Annotated in this window: 24 protein-coding genes; 11 read left to right on the top strand and 13 right to left on the bottom strand. The window is 37.4% G+C overall.

Annotated elements, in window-relative coordinates:
• Genes MTP24_RS00420 through MTP24_RS00405 form a run of 4 tightly spaced genes read right to left on the bottom strand, consistent with a single transcriptional unit; the run spans position 1 to position 5,498 of the window.
• Positions 1–1,251, bottom strand: a complete 1,251-nt coding sequence (locus MTP24_RS00420) for a restriction endonuclease subunit S (RefSeq protein WP_243532238.1) — start codon at positions 1,249–1,251, stop codon at positions 1–3.
• The gene (locus MTP24_RS00415; RefSeq protein WP_243532236.1) at positions 1,252–2,715 is read right to left on the bottom strand and encodes a class I SAM-dependent DNA methyltransferase; all 1,464 of its coding nucleotides are present in this window, start codon (positions 2,713–2,715) and stop codon (positions 1,252–1,254) included. It lies immediately after the preceding gene.
• Positions 2,712–4,022, bottom strand: coding sequence for a hypothetical protein (locus MTP24_RS00410; RefSeq protein WP_243532234.1), 1,311 nt, complete (start codon positions 4,020–4,022; stop codon positions 2,712–2,714). Before MTP24_RS00410 ends, MTP24_RS00415 begins: the two co-directional genes overlap by 4 nt.
• Positions 4,023–5,498 carry a class I SAM-dependent DNA methyltransferase gene (locus MTP24_RS00405; RefSeq protein WP_243532231.1) on the bottom strand — a complete coding sequence of 492 codons (1,476 nt, stop codon included), beginning with the start codon at positions 5,496–5,498 and terminating at the stop codon, positions 4,023–4,025.
• A gap of 479 nt (positions 5,499–5,977) precedes the next feature.
• On the opposite strand from MTP24_RS00405, the gene MTP24_RS00400 reads away from it, so the two are divergent.
• Entirely contained in the window at positions 5,978–6,661 is a 684-nt protein-coding gene (locus MTP24_RS00400) for a hypothetical protein (RefSeq protein WP_243532229.1), read from the top strand.
• A 145-nt stretch (positions 6,662–6,806) separates the two neighbouring features.
• Here the strand turns inward: MTP24_RS00400 and MTP24_RS00395 are convergent, their stop codons facing one another.
• A complete protein-coding gene (locus MTP24_RS00395) occupies positions 6,807–6,986 on the bottom strand; it encodes an AlpA family transcriptional regulator (protein WP_138764442.1) in 180 nt (59 codons plus the stop codon).
• Positions 6,987–7,129: 143 nt separating this feature from the next.
• Here MTP24_RS00395 and radC point away from each other — a divergent pair, with 143 nt between their 5' ends.
• The gene (gene radC, locus MTP24_RS00390) at positions 7,130–7,657 is read left to right on the top strand and encodes a DNA repair protein RadC (protein ID WP_243532227.1); all 528 of its coding nucleotides are present in this window, start codon (positions 7,130–7,132) and stop codon (positions 7,655–7,657) included.
• 97 nt (positions 7,658–7,754) lie between these two features.
• Here radC and MTP24_RS00385 read toward each other — a convergent pair whose 3' ends face one another.
• On the bottom strand, positions 7,755–8,438 hold the full coding sequence (locus tag MTP24_RS00385; protein WP_243532225.1) for an inovirus-type Gp2 protein: 684 nt from the start codon (positions 8,436–8,438) through the stop codon (positions 7,755–7,757).
• A gap of 358 nt (positions 8,439–8,796) precedes the next feature.
• Here MTP24_RS00385 and MTP24_RS00380 point away from each other — a divergent pair, with 358 nt between their 5' ends.
• Positions 8,797–9,720, top strand: coding sequence for a hypothetical protein (locus tag MTP24_RS00380; protein WP_243532223.1), 924 nt, complete (start codon positions 8,797–8,799; stop codon positions 9,718–9,720).
• Between the two features lie 18 nt (positions 9,721–9,738).
• Here MTP24_RS00380 and MTP24_RS00375 read toward each other — a convergent pair whose 3' ends face one another.
• Positions 9,739–10,962, bottom strand: a complete 1,224-nt coding sequence (locus MTP24_RS00375) for a tyrosine-type recombinase/integrase (RefSeq protein WP_243532221.1) — start codon at positions 10,960–10,962, stop codon at positions 9,739–9,741.
• 304 nt (positions 10,963–11,266) lie between these two features.
• On the opposite strand from MTP24_RS00375, the gene MTP24_RS00370 reads away from it, so the two are divergent.
• Both MTP24_RS00370 and MTP24_RS00365 read left to right on the top strand, forming a co-directional pair.
• Positions 11,267–11,803 carry a YaeQ family protein gene (locus MTP24_RS00370; protein WP_243532218.1) on the top strand — a complete coding sequence of 179 codons (537 nt, stop codon included), beginning with the start codon at positions 11,267–11,269 and terminating at the stop codon, positions 11,801–11,803.
• Positions 11,804–11,825: 22 nt separating this feature from the next.
• Positions 11,826–12,431, top strand: coding sequence for an alpha/beta hydrolase (locus MTP24_RS00365; protein ID WP_010558086.1), 606 nt, complete (start codon positions 11,826–11,828; stop codon positions 12,429–12,431).
• Here MTP24_RS00365 and MTP24_RS00360 read toward each other — a convergent pair.
• Positions 12,428–12,637: a hypothetical protein gene (locus MTP24_RS00360; RefSeq protein WP_058552761.1), complete on the bottom strand. Its 210-nt coding sequence runs from the start codon at positions 12,635–12,637 to the stop codon at positions 12,428–12,430. The genes MTP24_RS00365 and MTP24_RS00360 overlap by 4 nt on opposite strands.
• A gap of 323 nt (positions 12,638–12,960) precedes the next feature.
• On the opposite strand from MTP24_RS00360, the gene MTP24_RS00355 reads away from it, so the two are divergent.
• Positions 12,961–13,434 carry a Dps family protein gene (locus tag MTP24_RS00355; RefSeq protein WP_243532216.1) on the top strand — a complete coding sequence of 158 codons (474 nt, stop codon included), beginning with the start codon at positions 12,961–12,963 and terminating at the stop codon, positions 13,432–13,434.
• A gap of 119 nt (positions 13,435–13,553) precedes the next feature.
• Here the strand turns inward: MTP24_RS00355 and MTP24_RS00350 are convergent, their stop codons facing one another.
• On the bottom strand, positions 13,554–16,418 hold the full coding sequence (locus MTP24_RS00350) for a TonB-dependent receptor (protein WP_243532214.1): 2,865 nt from the start codon (positions 16,416–16,418) through the stop codon (positions 13,554–13,556).
• Positions 16,419–16,665: 247 nt separating this feature from the next.
• Between MTP24_RS00350 and MTP24_RS00345 the strand changes: the two genes are divergently transcribed.
• Positions 16,666–17,412 (top strand): LytTR family transcriptional regulator DNA-binding domain-containing protein, encoded by a 747-nt coding sequence (locus MTP24_RS00345; RefSeq protein ID WP_243532212.1) that lies wholly within the window; start codon positions 16,666–16,668, stop codon positions 17,410–17,412.
• A 43-nt stretch (positions 17,413–17,455) separates the two neighbouring features.
• Here the strand turns inward: MTP24_RS00345 and MTP24_RS00340 are convergent, their stop codons facing one another.
• The 3 genes from MTP24_RS00340 to MTP24_RS00330 form a co-directional block, all read right to left on the bottom strand.
• Positions 17,456–19,531 (bottom strand): S9 family peptidase, encoded by a 2,076-nt coding sequence (locus MTP24_RS00340; protein ID WP_243532210.1) that lies wholly within the window; start codon positions 19,529–19,531, stop codon positions 17,456–17,458.
• Between the two features lie 144 nt (positions 19,532–19,675).
• A complete protein-coding gene (locus MTP24_RS00335) occupies positions 19,676–20,239 on the bottom strand; it encodes a chitin-binding protein (protein WP_243532208.1) in 564 nt (187 codons plus the stop codon).
• A gap of 192 nt (positions 20,240–20,431) precedes the next feature.
• On the bottom strand, positions 20,432–21,088 hold the full coding sequence (locus tag MTP24_RS00330) for a cytochrome b/b6 domain-containing protein (protein ID WP_243532206.1): 657 nt from the start codon (positions 21,086–21,088) through the stop codon (positions 20,432–20,434).
• A 98-nt stretch (positions 21,089–21,186) separates the two neighbouring features.
• Here MTP24_RS00330 and MTP24_RS00325 point away from each other — a divergent pair, with 98 nt between their 5' ends.
• The 3 genes from MTP24_RS00325 to MTP24_RS00315 all read left to right on the top strand — a co-directional run bounded on the left by MTP24_RS00325 (position 21,187) and on the right by MTP24_RS00315 (position 22,904).
• Complete coding sequence (locus tag MTP24_RS00325) at positions 21,187–21,891, top strand: AzlC family ABC transporter permease (RefSeq protein WP_008128327.1); 705 nt, start codon at positions 21,187–21,189, stop codon at positions 21,889–21,891.
• On the top strand, positions 21,888–22,187 hold the full coding sequence (locus MTP24_RS00320) for an AzlD domain-containing protein (RefSeq protein WP_010558093.1): 300 nt from the start codon (positions 21,888–21,890) through the stop codon (positions 22,185–22,187). The genes MTP24_RS00325 and MTP24_RS00320 overlap by 4 nt, the downstream gene beginning before the upstream one ends.
• Positions 22,188–22,406: 219 nt before the next feature.
• Positions 22,407–22,904 carry a glutathione peroxidase gene (locus MTP24_RS00315; protein ID WP_010558094.1) on the top strand — a complete coding sequence of 166 codons (498 nt, stop codon included), beginning with the start codon at positions 22,407–22,409 and terminating at the stop codon, positions 22,902–22,904.
• Between the two features lie 115 nt (positions 22,905–23,019).
• Here MTP24_RS00315 and MTP24_RS00310 read toward each other — a convergent pair whose 3' ends face one another.
• Entirely contained in the window at positions 23,020–23,205 is a 186-nt protein-coding gene (locus MTP24_RS00310; protein WP_010558095.1) for a hypothetical protein, read from the bottom strand.
• 381 nt (positions 23,206–23,586) lie between these two features.
• On the opposite strand from MTP24_RS00310, the gene MTP24_RS00305 reads away from it, so the two are divergent.
• The gene (locus MTP24_RS00305; protein ID WP_243532204.1) at positions 23,587–24,384 is read left to right on the top strand and encodes a YggN family protein; all 798 of its coding nucleotides are present in this window, start codon (positions 23,587–23,589) and stop codon (positions 24,382–24,384) included.
• Positions 24,385–24,852: the final 468 nt, after the last annotated feature.

Here is a 24,852-nt window from a genome sequence, read left to right as displayed (position 1 = left end):
CTAAAACACCTTGTTTATTAAACTTAATTGCAATTGCTTTGAAATATCTAAATTTTCTAACAAAAGATCCATACGATCATCAGACTCTTCTAATTTTAAACCTATATGAATTTGCTCATCTATGCTTTCAGGTAATGGGAATAACACCTTCTTTAAATGAAAAGGCCCAAAGTTAGGTTGTGCTGCACCAGTTATTAACTTGTCTATCTGTTTCTTGAATGATTTTGACTTTAAAAATTGATTAAGGTAATTGAAGTCTACACCATCTAGTGGCTTAAACCTTATCACGCTTGTGTTCATCATTAATGGTAAATCATGCTTTTTAACAACCCCATGTTTGCAATAAGAATTTCCAGAGCTAGCAATAACTATGTCATTCTCATCACATTCAAAGTGCTGATATTTGGCATTGAACTCTTCAAGAGACACGTGCCTATTAGTTAATGTTAAATCTAGTTTACCTTCAACAAGATTTGTCACATTTATTACTTTTATTCCCTCATCTGTAAATTGCCATTTTCTGAGGCCAGGCCCTTCTTGAAACCAAGCGACTTCAGTAAGAGGGACAACTTTCCACGAGCTTGGTAGTAACCCAATAGCAGTATCCTTGCGATCATTCTTTGAAATATTCTCACCATGCAACCCAGCCTTTTCCCTAGAAAAATTAAAAACTTTCTGTCTATTTAGCACAATTGTTTTGGCATTGACTAATTCGTTTACAGATGAAAACAAGTTAATAAACTTCGATTGCATTTCCTTTGGAGGTAAAATGAAACTTTGGTTTTTCAATGTTCCCCAATTTATAGTTGGCGATAGAGAGCCCACAGAAATATCAATTGCTCGGTTCATAAATTGATCTGAGTGTAAAAAAAACGGGAACAACTCTGGTTCTATAACACTAGAATTTGCCCTAAGAACCAAGGCATGTGCTGAACAAAACCCATCACAAGTGGCGATGCCCGCTTTACGTTGATAAGCACGTCGGCGACCAAAGATGATATCGCCTTTGTAGAACTTTAATTTTTGACCGTTTACATCATCAGGTGTACCGTGTCGCTTGATATGTAGCGATTCAGAATCAATATGTTCAAGGCCAATATATACCTTTAAATCGGTATTATTCGGATCTACACGCTCGGAAATGTTTTTGGCAATTTCATCAAAGCGGTAAGTTTTCCAATTGGATTTATCTAAATTGTTTAGGTCCAATCTCGAATCAAAAGAGTTTAAATCTGTTTTTACTTCTGACATTTAACCTAATTCCTTAAATAATTGATCCATGCTGTTTGATAGCTGCTCTGATGATGTTTTCCAGTTATCGAGTGCATCATCTAATGATATTTGTACTTTACTGCTATCAACATTACTGACATAAAGCGCCATATTTAAACTGGCTTTATGATTAAGCACTTCGTCTATAGTAACTACTTTGCTAAAACCCTCTTCATCAGCATAATTTTGATAAGCATTGTAAATACGCTCAATATGATTTTGCTCAAGGTAGGCAATGTTCTTGTCTTGCCTTACTTCTTTCACGGCATTAATGATTAGTACTTTACCTTTTTTACTCTCGATTTTATTTGTTTTAGTAATTAACAAACAGGCTTCCATAGGCGAGTTATAAAAAAGGTTTGGACCAAGGCCAATGACACATTCAACTTGGTCCTGCTCGATCATTTTCTTACGCATTTCTGTTTCGGCATCACGGAATAAAATGCCATGTGGCCATAATGAAATGGAACGACCATTACCTAAATCAAGGCTCTTTTGAATATGTTGCTGAAAGGCATAATCAGCACAACCTTGTGGCGGCGTACCCCATACATTTCGGCCATGCGGATCACTTTCAAAGGCTTTGCGATCCCATGATTTAATTGAATATGGAGGGTTAGCTAAAATCACATTGAATTTTTTTAGCTCGTCATTCTCTAGCAAACCGGGATTACTTAAGGTATTACCACGCACAATATCGAACTCTTCAATGCCATGCATAAACATGTTCATACGGGCAATGGCTGAGGTTAATAGGTTAATCTCCTGGCCATATAATTTAAGGGTGCGGTATTCTTTGCCTTCGTCTTTAAGGTGCAAGGCACAGTTAAGTAATAAACCGCCCGAGCCACAGGTCGGGTCGTATACTGACTCACCTGGTTGTGGGTCCATTATCATGGTCATTAATTTAACCACGGTACGGTTGGTGTAAAACTCTGCTGCGGTATGGCCGCTATCGTCAGCAAACTCTTTAATTAAGTACTCGTAAGCATTACCTAACTTGTCGTCGGGTACATTTTTTAAGTTAAGTTTGTGCTGTGAGTAATGCTCAATAAGGTTAGTGAGCATGGCATCGGTTAGTCGGTCTTTATTGGTCCAGCTGGCATCGCCAAAAATACCATCTAAGGTATCTGGGTTGGCTTTTTCAATAGCGCGCATGGCGTTTTGCAGTGCTAAACCAATGTTGGTAGTGGTTTCACGTACATCATTCCAATGTGCGCCTTCAGGGATTAAAAAGTTATGGTTTTCAGCAAAGGCTGCATACTCTAAATCGCCATCGCTTTCTGCGAGTGCGTTTTCAAACTCTTCATCGTATACATCTGATATACGTTTAAAAAACATAAGCGGGAATATGTACTGTTTGTAATCACCGGCATCTATTGTACCTCTGAGTGCTGTGGCTGCACCCCAAAGGTATTTTTCTAATTCTTGTTGGGTCATCATGCTGATGGCTCCTCAATAAGCAAACTTGTTTCAAATGCTTTATAAATACTATTAATTAAATTAGCTAATGGCGTTATGTCGCTGTGATTAGTATCTAACTGCGACAGTTTATTAAACGGTATTCTAATTTTAATTTGATAACCAAAGGCAATGTTAAACAGTGTCCTGTTTGAATTGATGATTTTATCTTGCCACTGGCATTCGCTTTTCCAGTCTGAGCTTATGTGGTCGTTTAATAGAGCCTCAATGGTGTTCCATGACTCCCTTTTAACTCTACCAGTGTATTTATTAAAGTTTTGTTTAGTGTATAGAGGCTTTTTAAAGTCGCTATCGCTAAGCCACAGGCCTGTTATGTATGATTGCCCCATAATTTTGATATGGTAGCTTTTTTTTGTGCTGTAAAACTGATCATCTATATTTAGCTGGGTATTAAACTGCGGCTCATTTTGAAAAATGTCATACCCTTGGCCTTTGGTATTACCAGGGTAAATATCGACAATTAAGTCACCGGTGTTCGCGTCTATATTAAATAGCAGTTCATTAGCCCACCTTTTAGTAAATGTGGTACCTAACCTATCTCGGTAGGCTAACTTTTCTACCTTGGTATCCTCATCACAAAACTTTATAAGTGCTGACTCAATTCGCCTGGAAATTGATTTAGCATTAACGGTTTTTAAAGAACCTATTGGCGTCTCTGGTAGCCAACTAAAATTATGCTCTTTTACTAATTGGATAAAATCACTAAGAAACCTATTTGCATTAGCTGTGGTTTTTTCAAAACTGGCCACCTTAACAGCTATTACCATTAGTTTTTTCCAGTTTAAATCAACTGGTGTAATCGCTTGTTTGTTGTCTTCAAGGCGCTTGCTTTGATTAGTGAATATATTAAGTATTTGGTTATACAGTTGCGAAGTACAGTCGATGTTGTCTCTTTTAGCTTCTATAACAATTAAAATATTGTTTATGGTGATGACCATGTCGCAAATAGGGTCGTATTCAGTGTTATGAGTTTGCTGCCAAAAGTCAGACATAGCGCTTTCGCTTAGCGAAACGGCAAAAACCTGTTCAAACTCTTGTATTTGGCTGGTTCTTTTTTGTATTTCTATTTGTACTTCTGTATCGCCGTCGAGATCTTCAAATAGCCTGTTGTACAATCCGGAGTTGCCAATAACGGCTTTTAGTACCTCATGAAAAAATAATGCGTCTTCTTGCAAGCATATTGCTAAAGCCCTGGTTAGATCGTTCTCTAACTGGTAACTACGGTTGTCTTTAGCGTATGTTTTAAAGATATTTAAATGCTTGTTCATTTACAAAAACCTTTTTAAAACAGCTTTAAACTTCTCTTCTGCTTCTAAGCTTGCTTGCCAGGCTTGTTTTAAATCGGCCATTGCTTCTTCTACTGATGGCAGATCGTCTTCAATTATTTTTTCAACGTAGAGTGGTATGTTTAAGTTAAAGTCATTTTCTTTTAACTCGTCCATAGAAGCTACTTTTACGTAATTTTCTACGTCTTTAAAATTGTGGTACCAATCATAAATTTGCTGGACATGGTTAGGCTCAAGGAAGTTTTGTGCTCGACCTAAGCGAATTTGATCAGAAGCGTCAATAAACAACACCTTACCTTTTTTATCAGTAAGCTTGTTTTGCTTGAAAACTAAAATACAGGTTGAAATAGGTGTTCCATAAAATAGGTTCTCTCCTAATCCAATGACAGCTTCAAGTAAATCTAGTTCTAACAACTTAGTTCTGATCTTTCCTTCTGCACCGCTTTTGAATAATGGACCTGGTGGCAGTACAACTGTCATGCGACCAGTGCTGTTCATGGATTTAACCATGTGCTGCACCCAGGCCATATCGCCGTTAGCTTTAGATGGTACTCCAGCGATGTTTCTGCCGTATGGGTCGTTAGCCCAATTTTCAGCGCCCCAGTCTTTTAATGAGAACGGTGGATTAGCTATTACACAATCAAACGTTTTAAGGCCGTCGGCTTCAAAAAAGGCTGGGTTGCGCAGTGTATCGCCACGTAATATTTCAAAGTCTTCTATGCCATGTAAAAACATGTTCATACGCGCAATAGAGCTAGACGTTAGGTTTTTTTCTTGGCCGTAGAGTTTTAGCGTTCGGTAATCTTCGTTGTTGTGTTTTAGGTTATCGACACACTCAAGTAACATGCCGCCCGTACCACATGCTGGGTCGTAAACTGTTTCGCCTTCGTGTGGGTCTAAAATCAACCCTAGTAAATGCACCACTGAGCGAGGCGTATAAAATTCACCGGCTTTTTTGTTAGTTAGATCGGCAAAGTGTTTTATAAGGTATTCGTAGGCATTACCTAGCATATCAGGGTCAACGTTTTGATTACCTAATATGTATTGTGAAAAGTGTTCAACTAAGTCAATGAGTAAGGCATCAGATAGCTTATTTTTATTGCTCCACTGTGCATCCCCAAATATACCGTAAAGGTATTCTTGGTTGGCCTGCTCTATGCCACGTAAGGCGCTTTCTATGGCTGCACCTACGTTGGTGGTAGTTTCACGAATATCTTGCCAGTGGCAGCCTTGTGGGATTTCAAAGCGGTGCATTTCTGGTAGTGCGGCGTAATCTTCATCGCCATCTGACTCTTCAAGCGCTAAGCGGTACTCCTCGTCATATACATCAGATATACGCTTAAAGAAAAGTAGCGGGAATATGTATACTTTAAAGTCGGAAGCATCTACTGGCCCTTTTAAGATCCAGGCTGCTTTTGAGAGGTACTGCTCTAGCTGTGAGAGCGTTATTTTTTCCATTATTAAATCTCGTTGTATTTAACTTGCGATAAGCTGAGGATTTCTAGGTTAGATTATACATTAATGAGCAGAGTAGTTGATGGAAGCTTAGTAAATACAATGGCATGGTTTTTTGCTCATATCCATATTAAGCTTTACTGACTCAATCTAACGCTAAACAATCCCTTATTACTGACAGAGTAAAACAAACTTAATAAATTGAACACTCCTAAGTAAATATATTAGCTATCCCTTACTAACAGCCGAACTTATACACACCAAAATTAAATATTATTTGTAACGTTATTGGTTACTTATGAAATATCTATGTTGACAACACCTGTTATTTTAAGACATCATATTTGTGGTGCTTAAAAGGGCGCCTCCCCACCCCAAAGGGAAATCTCCTCAGGAGAACCTAACTATTCAAATTTAACGTTTTTTTCGTCATTGTTTTTGGTGAGGGGTGCACTTTGTTCAATGGCTTTGAGGAGAACGTCATGTCAGATACAAATTCAAATTTAATTGCACACGTTAAAAAACGTGCAAAAAAACTATATAAACAAAACCCAGAAAAAACACACTCACAATGCTTAGAAGAGTGCTCGCGGGATTTAGGCTATCGTAATTATCACGATTTAATGCAGCAAGCTAATTCGTTGAATAGCAATGCTGTTCCCCGTGCTTGCTTAATCGATAAGTACTCTGAGCTTATTAATAAAGCATTTGATGGCTGTATAACAAAAGAACCAAAAGACGAGCTTATAGCTAAGTTTTGGGATTTACTGTGTACTCCAATTAATAATGAGTCACCACTAGAGAATATTGAGCAATTAACTAGGTGGAAAATTGATAAGGAAACACTAAAGCAATACGGAGATTCTTGCCTTGAAAGCAAAAAGACACAGTACGAAGATTTAGGATACTTATTATTGGCCATGGGTCATTACTTTAGATCTGTTATGGATAACTGTAGGTACCAAATAGCTGAGCACCCTAAATTCACCGATTACTTTGGTCTTTGGCTTCGCTCTATGTACCCAAACTCAAACATTGAATCAAATAGCTCAACAGTACTCGACGAGTTAAAACAGTTTTATACGTTTAATGAAAACGAGGAGTTATTTAAAGGTGCCACCAGCTGGGCGCCAAAGTGGTGGCTTAAAGAACAAGGCCGTATTTAAGCTTCTAAACTCCATATTTAAATATTAGATCAAATAGAGGGGTAGGCATGGCCTACCCCTCTATACATTAATAATTGAGCTGCTAAGGCTCTTAATACAAGTAACAGTTTACTTAATCATAAAATGATGAAGTGACTACATAAGCCTATCCCCTTTCACCTATTCTCTCCATAATCCAGTCATCCACTTCTGACTCAAGCCAAGCTACAGATTTGGCACCTAATGATACTTGCTTTGGAAATGTGCCTTTAGTCATAAACTCATAAATTGTTGAGCGGCCAAGTGATGTTTTTTCGATTACTTCTTTTAATTTGATTAAACGCATTTGATGACTCCTAATTTTTGTCATCTAATGAGGGAGTTGCGTAAAAAAATACTTTTAGGCTTCCTTTGCTTTCCTAAAGCACTTTTCCAAATACTTTCAAATCTATATCACTTCTATGAGCAAACAATTCATAAGAGATCCACATGTTAAAAAGCCAGCAATTACCAAGCACAAATAATACAATTTTGACTGATGATGAAATTGTTGATTTGGCATCAAGAATATTATTTCGACGCTTAAAAAGAGAAGGGAAAATAACCTCACCACGATCTACTGTAGATTTTTTAAAGCTGAAATTAGGTAGCTACGAGAAGGAAGTATTCTCGATAATTTACTTAAGCAATAACAATGAAATAATTGAATATAAGGAGTTATTTTTTGGGACAATTAATTCAGCCTCAGTGTATCCCAGAGAGGTTGTAAAGGACGTCCTAAGAGTTAACGCCGCAAGTGTAATACTCGCGCACAATCACCCCTCAGGGAACGTAGAGGTATCCACAGCAGATAAACTTATAACCGGCAAACTGATTAAAGCTTTATCGCTAATAGATGTTGAGGTACTAGATCATTTAATCATTGGTAACTCATACGCCTCTTTTGCTGAACTTAATTTATTAGCTCAACTAAAACAGGAGGTAGAATGCTTAGACGTAATAAAACTGCACGGTTAGTCACGCATGTAATTGCAATTTTAATTATTTTACGTGATGTCATAAATGATAAATAAGCATAGAGAGAAGGTAATACCTTCTCTCTAATTAATTATTTTTATTGCTGTAGAGCTAGAGCTTTTCTACTTGGTTTATAAATCTCATACTTTCCGATACCTATCTTCCTTGCATAAAATTCTTTAGTCTCTACTTTAGCCATATAGCAAAGTCTTTTCTTGACGTTTTCTAAATCGGCAGAATAGTTATGCCTTTTTATATCAAGCCAATGAACTGATTTTTTACCAAAGTAAACCAATCTTTCAGCCATCAGTAACTGGACATTAATAGCTGTAGCCCATGCCTGAACTATAGATTCACGTAAAGTATTTATTACTTTTTTATTTCCTCTTTTATCCTTCCTGTACTGACCTACAAAACCGAAGTCATCTTTATTTAGAAAAATACAAATATGGAAGTGCTCTTTATCCTTTTCATTACCTTTTTCTTTGACCCAAACATATCTCAAATATTGAGTTTTAGCATGAGCTTTAAACTTAGTATTGTGTTTTATTTTGGATTGTAGGGATGTAAAGAATCGCTTCATAACACCATCTAGAATAATACTTGGATCATCGGTCTTAATATCAGTTATACGTAAGTCAAAACGGATTACAGATAGCCTAGAGTAACTATTGTGAGCCATCGTTAAAGCCTTTTTAATTAATAGCCAATGGTCCCCATAAATACCCTGCTTTTTATTATAAGGATTGATACTTAACACTATGTTTCGTTTCTTTTTCATTTCTAACTCTCTATTTTAAATAGTTCATAAGAAGTTAGAGTTATGTGAAAAAATACCTTAACTGATAAATAACACTGAATTTTAATACCTGTTATTTGTAGTCATTATAATAACTATACGAAATCAGCTCTCTTTAAAAAACTTAGATTTGTAACTCTAAATGCTTTGTTTTAAAAGCTAACCTCTTATTTACTACCTAAAAATCACTTTTCACTTAGCCATATAGTCATAACCCTTTATATTCATTGACTCTAAACAAAAATATCTATATTTTTAACTATAATAAAACACTAATAAGAAACTAAGAAAGCATTAATAACCCACTACAAAAACGACAACAAATTACGGAGTGATATTAGTGAATCAGCATGAAATCATTAGCGAGCTTAAGACAGACTATAGAAAGGCCTTGTTTTTATATATCTACTTAATTGGCGATTACCGTCAAACTAAGGCCTCTCAAAACATCCACGTTAAAGACCTACATCAAGAGCTTTATCAGTTCCAAATAGGTGACTTGAACGCAGCTTTAGACATGTATAAAAAACACAGATTTAGCCACCCAATCATCGATCAGCTTGAGGATAATAAGAAGTCTGATTTTAGGTTCGTAAATTACTTACTCAGCTGTTGTTATAACTCCTATGCCTCTCTTAGGAATCTTATCCCAGATTCTTTGACTTTTACTAATCCTCTGTTACATCTTCAAACGCTGTTAGATTGTATAAATTACAAGCATTTTGTGTTACATAATAAAAGAAACTTTTCAAATCGAGCAGAAAAAAAAGACTCAGATTTTGATTTATTTGTTAATGCATACGGTTCTATATTTAATAGTAATCAATGGATTAATAGTGAAGATGATGATCAATTGAACTGGATAATTAGCTACATAAAGAGTTATAAAGACCGCAACATAATTACTGCAATTGACAAACTGATGCAAGCCAGAGTGGCAGAATTTCAAGACCTACATAAAAATAAACCAAGCTTACATCTGGGTCTTGAATTAAAGGAAAAAGCATTAGGGGTGATGTACTTTTTTGATACTTTACACATGACAACTAAGCCAGAGATTGCTGAAAATCTAAATTTGAAAATTAGAAAAGCTTATTCCCAGCGTAAATATAGAAATGAAAACGAGGGAAGATCATCATCTAATTACATGCTTCGGACTGAAGTGAAAAAAAAGCTTAAAGAGTTAGCCAAAGCAGAGCGGCTCAAGTTAAATGAAACTATAGAACTACTCATAGAAGAAGCACATAAAAAGTTAAAAAACTGAGTGAAACTTACATCATAATTATGTAAGTCCTTGTTTTTTAATTGGAGATGAATTCTCTATAAACTCACTCCACCAGCTCATTATAGGCCTACGTTGTTTAAGAAAGTCTGAACGCATATATGCAGCTCTTGTTTTATTTTCATCATTGTGAGCTAAGCAGGCCTCTATGACTAATGAATCATATCCATGTTCATGAAGTGCTGTAGAGGCTATGGAGCGCATACCATGAGCCATCAGCTTATCTTTATAACCCAAGCTTTTCTTTATAGCATTATTGACCGTATAGGTGCTTGCATGGCTTTGTATGTTACGTTTATTTGGAAATACATATTCATGGTGACCGCTTAGAGGCTTCATTTGCTCTAGTATTGCTAAAGTGCTTGGGGTTAAGGGGACTCGGTGAATTCTCCTGCGTTTCATCTCTTTTGCCGGAATAACCCAAACGGCTTCTTCGATATTAATATCAGCCCACCTGATTCTAGCTGCTTCTTTTGAGCGAGCTATAGTGTGTAGTTGCCACAAAATTAATAACTTAGTTTGGTTTTGTATGGTTTTAGAGCTATTTAAAGCTATTAAAAAATCAGGAAGCTCTTCAGGTTTAATCGTCGCCATATGTTGCTCTTTCTTTTTAGCAAACATATTTCCGATTTTTGCTAATCGATTGACATCAAGAACATCAATATTTACATAGTGATCCATAATTTGACCCAAACTTTCGCAAATACGCTTTACAGTCGAGAGCTTTCCATCTATCTCTATAGGTCTTATCAAATCGTATGTATTACGTCTATTTATAGCTTCTAAAGGTAAATCTCCCATCTTTGGAAATATATAAATCTCCAAAGTTCGCCATACCCTTTGTGCATGAGCTGACGTAACTTTAGTTTTCTTGATTTCAAACCAATGCTGCGCAGCAACAATTAATGTATTTTTAGCCTTTTGTTTTTCAGCTTGTTTTTTATTCTGTTCTTGAGCTTTTGGATTAATGCCTTGCACCAGTTGCTCTTGGCATTCAAGTGCTCTAATACGGGCATTAGCAAGTGATAAAGCAGGGTATAAACCTAAAGGCATCCTATTAAACTTTCCGCTAACTGGGTTTTTAAACTTAAACTGCCAAGATTTAGTCCCACTAGGTAAAACCCGCAGTTGAAGACCGCCACCATCAGAAAGCGTTTGCTCTTTGCCTGTACTAGTAATTGATTTTATTTTTTTATCCGTTAGACGAACTACAGGCCTGGCCATAATAAGCTCCACAGTGATGATTAAGGCTAGTATATATAAAATACAACCTCATGGGTACTAACGTGGGTACTAAAAATAGTAGAAGTAACAAGATAAGACTGGACAAACCCGGAATAAAAACAGGTTACAACCATGTTTTTATTAGGCTTTTAATATAACTGCGGAGTGCTGCGGAAGTTAATTCAAGCGTCCAGGGAACCACTGGATAGCCATTTTTAACTCCTAACGTATATTTAAGCGCTATTTTAACTGGCAATTCATTTAATTGCGCTATACTGGCGAAAATATTTTTAGATTAGTTGTTATGGCTCTTAAATCAACCATTATGAAGGCACAATTATCGCTTAGCGATATGGATCGCCATGTTTATCAAGATACAAATTTAACTCTGGCTCAGCATCCATCGGAAACTGACCAGCGGTTAATGATTCGCCTGCTTGCGTTTGCACTTAACTATTGTGATGGTTTAGAGTTTACCAAGGGGCTAAGCGCTGATGACGAGCCAGAGCTTTGGCACGTTAATTACAGTGAAGAAGTAGAGCTTTGGATTGAGCTAGGCTTACCTGACGAAAAGCGCCTTAAAAAAGCCTGCAATAAATCTAAAAAAGTTGTGCTTTATACCTACGGTGAAAACAACCAAGCTATATGGTGGCAAAAACACCAACCAAAATTGTACGAATTTAAAAATTTAAGTATCTTTAGTTTAGACTATGCAGCAACACAAGCACTTGCTGAGCTAGTTGATCGCAACATACAGCTTACAGTTACCATTCAAGATGGTGAGGTATGGGTTAACACTGATAATACAAATATTGAGATAAAACCACAGCAATTGATGTAATTGCTGTTGCTTTAGGGGTTATATGAAAGTTAAACACGTTATTGTTTTACATGGCTTGTATATGTCTGGCTTTGTTATGCGCCCCCTTTGCTCTAGGTTAGAGAGCTCAGGCGTTAACGTGTTAAACCTTACATACAATACTCTTGACCCAAATCGTGATGCTATTTTTACACAAATAGATGAGTTTATTGGTAACGAACCAACAGCTTTAGTATGCCACTCTATGGGTGGGTTAGTAGCTAGAGCTTACTTAGAAGCTAACTCAAGCGCGAGCCAATTCGTTACAAAAGTAGTGACGCTTGGTACTCCGCATCAAGGCAGTCACATTGCACAAAAAATGAAACAAAAAGGGTTTGAAGCTTTTTTAAAAAATAGCGTTGAGTTTTTACTCACACAAAATGGTAACTGGCCATTTAAAGCAAAGCTTTATAGTATTGCTGGCGACCTACCAATCGGCTTAATGCCTCTTATTGTAAAGGGTAGCAAGTCAGACGGCACGGTTCTTCTTGATGAAACTAAACTAAAAGGTATGGCAGAACACAAAGTGTTTCACTTAAGCCATACCAGTATGATTTACTCACGTGAAGTGGTCGATTATATTTTAAAGTGTTTAGGCGAAGGCAGTTAATCTTCTGCTGCCTCAGCTATTTTATAACTTAGTAATACAATAACCCCGAGCACCAACGGAATTGGCGCAGCTATATAACCAAACACGTCTGAGTTAGCGATACTTGCACCCGCTAGATGAGCTACTAAACCGAGCACAAATGCCACCAGCGCAATACATACCACAATTAACTCTGCTTTATTTTGTTTGCCTGTTTTTGCGTACATGTTCACTCTCCTAATTAATTCAGCATCATTATTATGCGCTTTCAAAAAGAGTGATTTTTGACCTAAATCAAAAAATAAATTAACACATTTAGTAACACCTTCTAAGCTTGTTTCAGATCATATTTTACGCAACAAACCACTTTAAAAAATGAGGTGAATTTTTATAATTAGACCCCATGTCTATATAGCGAACAAAACTTATGCACCTGTCATTTAATAGGTTTTAACTATTAATTCTATAGATATAAACAATTTTACTAATCTAACTAAAAAAGTAATACTTTACTCAAGTTAACAAACAAACGGTTCTTAAGGAGCAAGTTATGTCACAAGTAAATGCAATTGGGTTAAACAGCGCAAAAAGCGACGACATTGTAAAATCACTTAATACTCTGCTGAGTAGTTACCAAATACAGTATATGAATGCTCGTGGTTTTCACTGGAACATCAAAGGCCGTAACTTTTTTGAATTACACGTTAAGTTTGAAGAAATTTATAACCTGTTACTTTTGAAAGTAGACGAGGTTGCAGAGCGTATTTTAACGCTCGATGGCGCGCCGTTACATGCATTTTCAGATTATCTTGAAGTAAGTGAAATAAAAGAAGCAAAAGGCATAAGTGATGGTGTTACTGCCGTAGAAAATATATTAGCGGGCTACAGTACATTAATTAAAAAGCAACGTGAGATTTTAAACCAAGCAGGTGATGCAGGCGATGAAGGTACAGCATCATTAATGGGAGACTACATCTCTGAACAAGAAAAACTAGTTTGGATGCTAAAAGCTTATTTGGATTAGAAAAAAGTCTAAAATCACTTAAAAACGCCACTGTTACCAGTGGCGTTTTTTTACAAGGCTATTTCTAATTTTATAAGCCGAGATAAAACACTAGACAGTTTTAAATTTAGAAACAAACCTTAAAAGTCTTGTTTGTAATTCACAAACCATGTTCCACCTGGGATATCGTGCACAGAATAGAATGAGTTAGCGAATGGATTAAGAGCAACAGGAGGCTCTTTTCTAAACACGTTTCTCATACCTACACGAACATTTGCTTGCCAAGGAAGAACGTAGCTTGCAGATAAATCATGATACGTTACGCTACCAATGCGGTTTAATCCGCTTGGGTAATCTTCACTGGTCGCTGAACGCATATTACATAGCTCACGCGTTGCAAGCCCATCTTCTAAGAAACTTTCAGGAATAGAACATGACTCTGTTAGTTCACTTGTGTAACGCATACCCCATGTTACCGTTAGATCATCATAAGACCATGTAGTATTAAACGTTCCTCTCCAGCGAAGAATGTCACTATCAATTCGGGCAACCTGATTCACTGCATCATCAATACTTTCTTCTAGACCAGCAGTGCGGTAAGAATCAGTGTATGAGCCATTTAAACGGAAATTAAAATTACCGTAATCATTTGTTTGGAAAGCATAGTTCGCATTAAAATCCACACCTTCAACTTCAAGCTGGCTTAAATTAAACTGTGAGGTACGTACTGTAGCAATACGACCATCACTTCGACGCTCAACAAATCCACAAAACTCACTTTCACCTTGAACATAACAATTATTGAGCATCCCACCTGCAGAAATAGAAGATAGCGCATCGCTAAGTTCAATTTTATACATATCAACGGTCATATCAAAGCCGTCTAACCAGCTTGGGTTGTAAACCACACCGAAAGTAGTTGTATTACCCTCTTCTGGCTGTAGACCTGGGTTACCACCATTCAACGAACGAAGTTGACCTGTAGGTTGAATTGAACCACCGTCAGGCACACCATCAGCTATACATCGAGCTTGCGTTGCCGCAGACTGAAGTGGAAACTGAGTTGTATTACATGGATCTTGAGTTGATGGGAAACCTTCACCACCACCTGCAAATAAGTTATTTACTGAAGGTGCACGGAAAGTATCAGAGTAGTTACCACGGAACATTAAATCGTCAAATACGCGCCATGTAAATCCAAATTTAAAGCTTTCGTTGTCAAATTTAGACGTGACCGGATTTGTCCCTACAAAACCACTATTCTCAAAATCCGAGAACCGACCAGCAATACTAAGCTCTAAACTTTGAACACCTGGTAACTCAGATAGTAACGGGATTGCAAATTCAAAGTAAGACTCTTCAGCAGTCTGGCTACCATTAGTTGGCTCACTAAAGTTGCTCGAGCTTAAACCAGCAGCAACAACAGAGTCAGGATTATCTACGTATGTATTCGTTCGTTTTTCGTAGCCTGCCGCAAAACCAACAAACCCAGCCGGTAATTCAAATATTTCACCAGAAATATTTGCAGTAAAGTTAGTTGTACCTGTTTTAACTTGATTGTTCAGCTCATAACCGATGTAGTTGGCCATTTCGTCTGTAAAACCAGTTTCACCATTAAATAGGTTTAAAGGCACACAACCTGAAATTACATCATCAGCAGTACCACACTGTGCGACACCATCTTGTACAAAAGATGGTCCTACCGCATTTCTTAAGTTTTGTAAGTTTACAAAGTTCTCACCATGTTCATTTCGGCTGCTGTCACCACGTGACATAGACACATCCCAAAATAGGCTTGTGTCAGCAATTTCAAACTCACCCTCAAAGCCACCTGTAATAAAGTAAGTATCATAATCTTGAATATTAGTGCGAGGGCCAATAGGCAATGTTCTAAAACCAAATGCAGTTAAATCTTCACCGAACGGATTATAGATATTATCTTTACTATAAGGAATTTCCCATTGTGGGCCAGAGAAGCCTGCCACAAGAGGAACGGCTGCGATTTGAGTTACAGACTTGCGTTGATTGTAAGTAAAATTGACGAATGCCGATAATGTATCAGAAAACTCATGATTAACTTTAGCGAAAACGTTTAAACGCTCTGACGGTGTTTTTAAGTAGTTTGTCGGAGCAAAATTGTATCTATGCTTTGTTCCGAAAGGTTCGAAATCGTCAGCAGTTCTAACACCTGCACCTTCTTTTTCAGGGTCAAGCGATTGAAAGCCTTCCGATGTATTAAAAATACCATATAAACCAAAAGCAGAACCAAATCGTTGAGGAACATATGCAACTGGGGTTTCTGAAATTGTACGATCTCCCGCACCAATCTCTTTTTCTTCAGATTTTGATACATTTAAAAATAATGAAGTATCTCCTTGAATAGTACCAATTGAAATACCGGCCTGTTTGTACTCGCCATCACCTTCAAAGTTAGCACCAATGGTTGCGTCTAAACTCACGCCTTCAAAGCCATCTTTGGTTATTATATTAACAACACCAGCTATAGCATCAGAACCGTATACAGCTGATGCTCCATCAGCTAGGATATCTACACGCTCTACGATTGCGATAGGAATCTGAGAAATATCAACCTGACCACCACCTAACGCTAAGAAACGGCGACCATCAACTAAAACAAGAGTTCTGTTATCGCCTAAATTACGAAGTGAAATAGTTTGAGAGCCATCATTCGCGTTTGTGTTATTTGTTAACTGAGTCAAGCCCGACAAATCGGCCTGAGCTACAGTTTGAAGAAGCTCACCAACACTTTGAACACCTGATGATTCAATTGCCATGCGACCAATTGATGTAACTGGCGAAGAGCCCTCAATGTCTGCACGCTTAATCCTTGAGCCTGTTACCTCAATACGCTCTACTTTTTTTACCGTATCATCCTCAGCTGCAACACCTTGAAATGAAAAACCGGCCATTAATGCACCACTAAGCGCTAATGTTAACGATGATTTTTTAAAAGATCGCTCATTATTTATGTTAGTTAAACTCATATGATTTCCCTGAACTATTGTAAGTTGTTATTTTTGTGTAACTTGAAAGTTACCTCATGCGCAACAGTAAGGTGATTGACCAACAGACTCTAGATACTTTTTTTGGTAGGCGTTTACTTTGGTATAAAGTGCGTGTTTTGTGTGATAAAAAATATTTTCACAATTAATTTACAAAAAAATAAGGATTTTGTAATTTTTTTGTTATAACCTCGGTCTTGCTCATTATGTAAATTAAAGGAATAAGATAATGACGGCTTCTTTTCACGCATTAACTCTTATTGATAACACAGAATTCTCTATCTCTTTAAATGACATGATAGAAAATTACAAACATTTTGAATTTAAGCCTTATCAAAAAGGTCGGCTTAATCAAATAGACACAGAATATTACAACGTACTTTTTTACGAATTAAATGCTGAATCCGACCCCTTACAAATAGTATATTTGTGTGAGCTAGCAAAAAAACTTAATGTTATTTTAGTGGCGGAATCCTCAAGTTTAGCTAGTTTTGCATTCGAAATTGGAGCTGTTGATTTTCTTCTTCTAAACTCTACGCCAGCGCGTATTGCTAAATGCTTTGATAAAATCATGCATGTTTACTCTTATAAAAATGAAACAAAGCTTACTTATAAAGAAGATATCAAGGTAGATAAATCATCTTCCCATATCGTTGTAAAAGATGTAGGGAAAGTAAGACTTATAGATGTAAAAGACATTATCTGGGTCAATGGAGCTGGTAACTATGTCGAATTGCATTTTAGTAAATGTGACACACCGGTTTTACATCGTGAAACAATGAAGAACATTGAAAAAAAGTTAGAGCCTGAAGGCTTTATACGTATTCATCGTTCAACATTAGTAAGAAAACAAGCTATTTCTGAGCTTATGCCAACAGATAGCGGTGATTATAAAATCAAACTTAAAAACGATATATACCTCAACCTTTCAAGGCGTTATAAAAGCTGTTTAGAGAGTATTATGAGCCCTAGTTAGGAGTCCTCATAATACTCAGTAGTGCAGATGCTTCTAAATGTAATTACTGAACCAACGCAATAAAAAATGCCATTTCTAGTGCTTTTTCTTCCAAGCTTTTAAAGCGTCCAGATGCGCCGCCGTGACCTGCGTCCATATCGGTTTTAAATACCAATATATTATTATCTGTTTTGTATTCTCGCATTTTAGCAACCCACTTCATGGGCTCCCAGTACTGCACTTGCGAATCATGTAGGCCGGTAGTGACTAATATATTAGGGTAATTTTGTGCGCTTATATTGTCATAAGGCGAATACGCTTCTATTACATTATAAAACTGTGGATCGTTCGGGTTTCCCCATTCATCGTACTCGTTGGTGGTCAGTGGAATACTCTCGTCCAACATAGTGGTGAGTACATCTAAAAATGGCACATGACACCCTACACCACAATATAACTGTGGAGCTTGATTCAGCACCGCCCCCATAAGCAAGCCACCCGCACTACCACCGGATGCAAATACTTTGCTGCTATCACAGTATTTTTGTTCAACCAGCGCTTTTGTTACGTCGATAAAATCACTAAAACTATTTTGTTTATGTGTTTTTTTACCTTGCTCATACCAATTGCGGCCTAGCATTTCGGAACCACGCACATGTGCAATGACATAAACAAAACCACGGTCAAGTAAGCTGAGCGACGTGCTAGAGAAGCTCGGATCAATGGTGTAACCATAAGCCCCATACCCATATTGAAATAATGGGTTGGTGCCATCTTTTTTAAAACTATCTTTTCGGTATACAACAGAAGCAGGTATTTTGACGCCATCACGCGAAGTAATCATCAGCCGCTCAGACTTATAATCTGTGGCTTTAAAGTCACCTAATACCTTTTGCTGTTTAAGCAATGTTTTTTCACCCGTTATAAGGTCAACGTCGTACAAAGAACCAGGAGTGGTTAAGCTTGAGTAATAAATGCGCGCCGTTTTAACATTGGGCTCTGGGTTCATTGCAACAGCAGCGTAATAGCAAGGATCGTCGAACTCAAGCGCCATACGCTTGCCTTCTTTATTTACTACAACAAAACGTGCTTGTCCTTGCTCTCGTTCGCTGAGGACTAAAAAATCATTAAAAAGCTCAACGCCTTCAAGTAATACATGTTCCCTGTGGGCTGTATGCTCTTGCCACTGAGTTTTATCTGCAATGGTCTGCTCGGTTGCAGTCATCAATCTAAAGTTTTTAGCTTGCCAGTTGGTGACAATATAAAATGTGTCACCTAACTTATCGACATCAAACTCATGGCCCTCTTCTCTTTGCATGAGTGCGCTAAATTGACCTTGCGGATTATTGGCATCAAGCACCCATGTGTCGTTGGACTCAGTAGACGCCAAATCAATTATAATTAGCGCTTCATCTCGGCTTTTACCCAGTCCCATAAAAAAGCTGCTGTCTTGCTCTTCATACACCAACACATCTTGGCTTTGCGCACTTCCCAGCTCATGCCTAAATACTTGGTACCCTAATAAAGTTTGCAGATCTTTTTTAACATAAAAAACGGTTTTATTGTCGTTTGCCCAAACAACTTGCCCTTCTGTATTTTCAAGCTCATCAGTGAGCATTTCGCCTGTTGATATATTTTTAAAACGAACGTTATAAATACGGCGACCTTCAGTATCTTGTGAATATGCCATAAGCTGCTCATTAGGGCTTAATGCAACTTCCCCAAGGTCAAAAAATTCAAAATCTTGTGCAAGTTCGTTTACATCTAGCAAAAGGGCTTTATTTTCAGCTTTAATACTTGTGCTACGATAGTGACGCGCATATTCATCGTCACCGCGCACTTCAGAGTGATACCAGTATTTTCCATCTTTGACGGGCACGGAATTGTCGTCTTTTACAATACGCGCTTTTAACTCTTCGAATAAGGTATTTTGCAAGGGTTTAATACATGCTAATTGCTCATCGCAATAGTTATTTTCGGCTTGTAAATGTGCGAGTACTTTTTCATTTTTGCGCTCATCATCACGCATCCAATAGTAATGGTCGGTTCTTTTTTTATTATGTGTAGTTAATATGTGGGGCTGCTTTTCAGCAACAGGGAAATGAGGCAACAAGCGTAAAGAGTAGTCTGAACTAGGCACAAATAAACCAAATTAAAGAAGTAATAATGCTCGCAGTTTATCATAAAAATAAAAAAGCCCACTCAATAGTTGAGTGGGCTTAAAGGCAACTGATTTATTCCTAAACCTGTAATACCTATGGGAAGAAACATGTAATTAACTAATTTATAATTGCAGCCAAGCCATAGCCCAACTTTTACCTATCCCTGGTTCAAATATTGACTGTTTATCCTTTGCTTTTCGACAAAACTCGTTAAAAGGCCAAGGCCTACATTGATATATGCAACCATCTTTAGGCTGTAACACCTTAGTACCTGCGTTATAGCGTTCACTATGCTCAGGGTAAACATACTCATACAAGCGTTGAGTGCTCACGTCACGATCGTCGCATTTTGCAATACAATGAAAATCAATATGCGCTTTGCATATACCGCTACTTTGCAATGCAAAGATTTTATTATTCCGATAAGCGACTACTAAACCGTGTTCAGTCATTTTTCCTGCACTAACCAAAGGAATGTGAACATTAATGTATTCTGCTATCAAACGCGGCCAAGCGTGGGGCTCCCCTTGTTCAAATGAAGTAATTTTAAAATCAAACGATAAGCTAATTAGCTCTCCTTGCATGTCATAAAAAGTTACTTTCACCACATCACCAATAAATAATTGAGTGTGATGATTTAAGCAACCAATTGTTGACCATTCCCCGCAGGCCAACGACGTATGCATAAACACGGCTACACCTTAAGAGTGACATAGTTTATTCACTATGAATAAACAACAAGCACCAATAACAAGTAATACTGCAAACCACTAACTTGCCAAGTAAGGGTTAATTATAAATACCCACACCCTAACAATCAAACAAAAGAATGTAACCGAGATTTACAACCAGTAATTAAGGACCACTTTAAAGCAAATTTATCCAAATAAGTACTGTAAAGGCTCTTGCCCCCAAGTAAATGCGAGTACAATTAGTAAGCCTGCAAATATAGCCCACGCGAGCCAAGGCGACTTAGTTACGGAGCTTTTTACACCGTTTGATTTTGATGCTTTTTCTCCAGTAATCATTGCCTTTACTAAAGGCTTACCTTTAATCTTGTACACAACAATTGCCGCTATATGCAAGCCTATTGCATACAGTAATATGTCAAAATTGAGGTGATGCAGCCAATTAGCAAAATCTACCGTATCACTCGATACATATTCAACAAGCGGGCCGTCAGTTAAAATACCGTCGCTACTCATCAACCCAGTAATTAATTGCGTTAATATAAGCGTAAAAAAAGCAATAACCATATAGCTACCAGGAGCAGAGTGCCCAATGGTGTCAATCGGTTTTTTAAGCCCCTGTAACACAGCCTTAGGTGAGTGAATCAAGCCACTTAATTTTGCTGTTCGGCTACCAACAATCCCCCATACTATTCGCGTAACAATGAGCGCTAAAGTAAAGAACCCAGCAACAAAATGCAGCTCAATCATACCCTCTTCTACACTAAAATATAAAACGGCAATACTAATGACTAATAGCCAATGAAAACACCGTATAAACCCATCCCATACTTTTATCGTCGTCATTGTGTTTACCCTCAAAAAAACAGTATTATTAAAATGCTCATCAACCTCATAATAAGGTGTCATTATCTGCCATTCTACAAGCCAGCAAGGTAAATGCTATGCAACCAGTTAAAAAAGCGATAATAAAAGGCTTTTTAGATATGCTTCCGCTTTGCTTAGCCGTTATTCCATGGGGAATACTCTGCGGCTCTTTAGCTATTCAAAATGGATTTACAGCTCTTGAAACACAAGCCATGTCGTTACTGGTTTTTGCAGGTTCAGCTCAACTTGTCGCTATTGAACTTATGGCGGGTAACACCCCCTTACTTACCATATTATTCACTACGTTTATAATTAGCTCTCGGCATTTTTTATATGGACTTGCTGTTAGACATAAAGTCATAGATCAACCAATGCGATGGCGCCTACCTGTTAGCTTTGTATTAACCGATGAATTATTTGCGTTTTCTCATCACCGTAAAGCTTATCGCACAAAAGTGCGTTTAGTTTATGCGCTTAGTGCAGGTTTTAGTTTTTACATCGCATGGAATATATGGACATTAATAGGCATTGTTGCAGGATCTATGCTTCCTGATTTAACTAACTTAGGGCTCGACTTTGCAATTGCAGCTACTTTTATCGCCTTGGTTATTCCAGGTATTAAAAATACCGCCTCTTTAGTGACTGTTATTGTGGCAGGTATTACTGCTACGTGGTTAAAAAGCACAGGGTTTGAATTATGGCTAGTGTGCTCCGCATTATTAGCAATGAGTGCAGGCTATACAACGGCAAGGCTAACAGCGAAAAAGGACACTAAAACATGATGACCACTATTTTACTCATGGCCTGCATTACGTTTTTTACGCGTTATTTATTTTTACACCGTGCATTGCCTTTTAAAGTGGGCCCTAAAATGCAGCAATTTTTAAGCTTTAGTGCACCGGCCGTGCTTACCGCTATTTGGGTTCCTATTGTATTTTTGGGTGAAGAAGGCATAAACCTGCATTGGCAAAACCCTTACTTAAGTGCCGCTATTGTAGCCATTATTGTAGCTTATAAAACACATAACATTTATTACACAACACTTGCCGGTATGGGTTTGTTTCTAATTTTAAATTAGGGCTTATTACCCTCTAAAGTTAAGTTTTATCAGCCTGAGGATTGTTTATTATTTTTCACCGACAAGGATGTGCAATTAGGTATAAGCAATACGCAAAATTTAGCTCAAACTATACCAAGGCCGTTAGGTCACATATCTCGCGTCACGAGTATACTTTATACTTTATGTGAAACCTTTACCGCGTTAAAGTATGCCTAACAACAATAATAAGAAGCCACCATGCAAAAGTTTCATCAATTAAGCGCAACAAGTCTACAAGGCCAACCTATTAACTTTGATGACTTTGAGGGAAAAGTTGTACTCATTGTTAATACTGCAAGTAAATGCGGATTTACCTACCAGTACGCATCTTTACAAGCGCTTCATGAAAAGTACGCCAGTCAAGGACTTGTGATTATAGGCTTTCCGTGCAATCAATTTGGCCAACAAGAGCCTGGAGATGCGTCGCAAATAGAGCAAGGGTGCTTAATAAATTACGGAGTCAGCTTTTTAATAACAGACAAAGTTGATGTGAATGGTAAAAATGCACACCCTGTATTTCGATTTTTAAAATCAGCATTACCGGGGTTTTTAACTCGAAAAATAAAATGGAATTTCACTAAGTTTTTAATTGCAGCCGATGGCACGCCAATTAAGCGCTATGCCCCTTTTACTAAGCCAGAAAAGATAGAGCTCACTATACAAAAAGCATTAAGTAAGGCTAAAAGCACGCAGTAAAAAGTAATAAAGAGGCACATAGCCTCTTTATTGCCAATGTAACAACCGCTTAAGCGCACTTTTTTGTGCACCTAGCCGCCGTTATTAATTGGTATTGTAATTATACTAGTGCGATTTAATCGATGTAATCGCTTAAGTCGTCTTCGCCTAGATTTTTGCGCAAGCGTTTTTGCTCAAGGTAGTCTTCCAACTTTTTCTTAACCTTTTGCTTATTTTTATCGTGTTGATTTCGACCGACCATTTCGTATTCGTCTTCAACAAAATCATCATCTAGCGCATCGTAACTAAATGTCTTACCCACAACCCACTCCATAAAGTGTTTGAGACCAATTACGCTTTAATTAATGTAATTGGTAAATTAAAAAATTTAACACCAATATGCTGTGCAAATTAGCATCAAAGTAAAGCCACAAAGCCATAGTAAATAGCCTTCATGTCATTAATGTGAATAAATAGCGCTAAATTGCAATTGTGGAAAGTGAGAGTTTTTTATCGTATCGATAAATTTTTTTTATAAATTTATATTCATTGGTTAATTTCACCAAAATATAGTCTAATAATAAAAACCAAACAGACCTTTAAACCTAGCATGAAATGCAAGTCATTGTTTTTGTTGATTAAAAAATAGTGGCACCAAACTTGTTATTAGTTATTTGTTATCAACAAAAAATAGAGTCATCACATGAAAAAATTACTATTAGTTAGCGCATTAATCTGTACACCTGTTGCTATGGCACACAACGATAATGATTCAACAATTTCATTTAGCAACGATCAATGCGACGTAGAGTTTAAAAATGATGTTCGCATCAAGCCAAACGAACTAGAAATTTTTACAGCAAAAAACCAAGCTATGCAATTCAACAGCAATGGCGATTTAATGGTAAACGGTGAGTTTGTAGCGCTTAATAACTCACAACGCCAAGCTCTTACTCAATACTCTGATAGCTTACGTATACAGCTACCCGAAGTCGCTAATATTGCATTAGACGGCGTAAAAATCGCCGGTGTTGCTTTAGAAGAAGTCGGTAATGCATTTAACATTAATGGCTTAGACGATATGTCATCGTTAATGGACGATATACGCGTAGAAGTAGAAAACACGTTTTATCAAGAAGGCACCTTTGTTATGGGCCAGCAAAGTTTTAACCAATTTGGTGAAAACTTTGAGCATCAGTTTGAAAATCAAATAGAAACAGCCGTTGAATCAGCAGTCATGCAATCTATGGGTAGTATCCTGGTCGCGCTTGGATCGGAGTTATTAGGTTCTGGCGGCGATATGGATGCATTCGAAGAACGCATGGAAAATATGGGCGCACAAATTGAAGAGAAAGTAGAGTTACACGCGAACAACTTAGAGCAACGAGCTAATTCGTTATGCGGTAATTTTGCTGAAATTGCAAAACAAGAAGAGCAGCTAGTAACGTTAGTTCCTGAGCTAGAAGGTTATCAATTATTTACCTTTAAACACGTTAAATAACCCGCAATTAACTCACTATATTTAACATCCCTTCAGCAGCATTTTATTTTATTGAATGCTGCTTTTTTGTATCTGTTCTGTCTCTTTTTTCTCGTTTATGTTGTTCGGCTCAGAATAAGGGCCATTGGTCTAGTTAGTACTTGCCTAAGTAAACAACTCTATGGCTTTATACAAACATAGACTGCGTTCGTTATTTATCGTTATAAACAATAAAGATAAAAGCAGCGTTTTATGGACATAAATTTAACTCATATGCCCCCCTGTTTTTGATCACACTAAAGATTTAATCATCCAATTTTTAGTGGCTAAGCAAGACTAAAATATTCAGCAAGCAATTTGCTTCAAAATTTATGCCCTTAGCAAAAAGCTGAGAGGCTCCATCCCCAGTTAGACACGTTTAAACGTAACTAACACTAAAGCGCCTGCCTCATAGCAGGCGCTTTTTATTTATTAGAGAAGCACACTATT

The organism is Pseudoalteromonas sp. APM04, from assembly GCF_022809815.1.
Taxonomy (GTDB): domain Bacteria; phylum Pseudomonadota; class Gammaproteobacteria; order Enterobacterales; family Alteromonadaceae; genus Pseudoalteromonas; species Pseudoalteromonas marina.
This window is presented reverse-complemented; position numbering and strand designations above follow the sequence as displayed.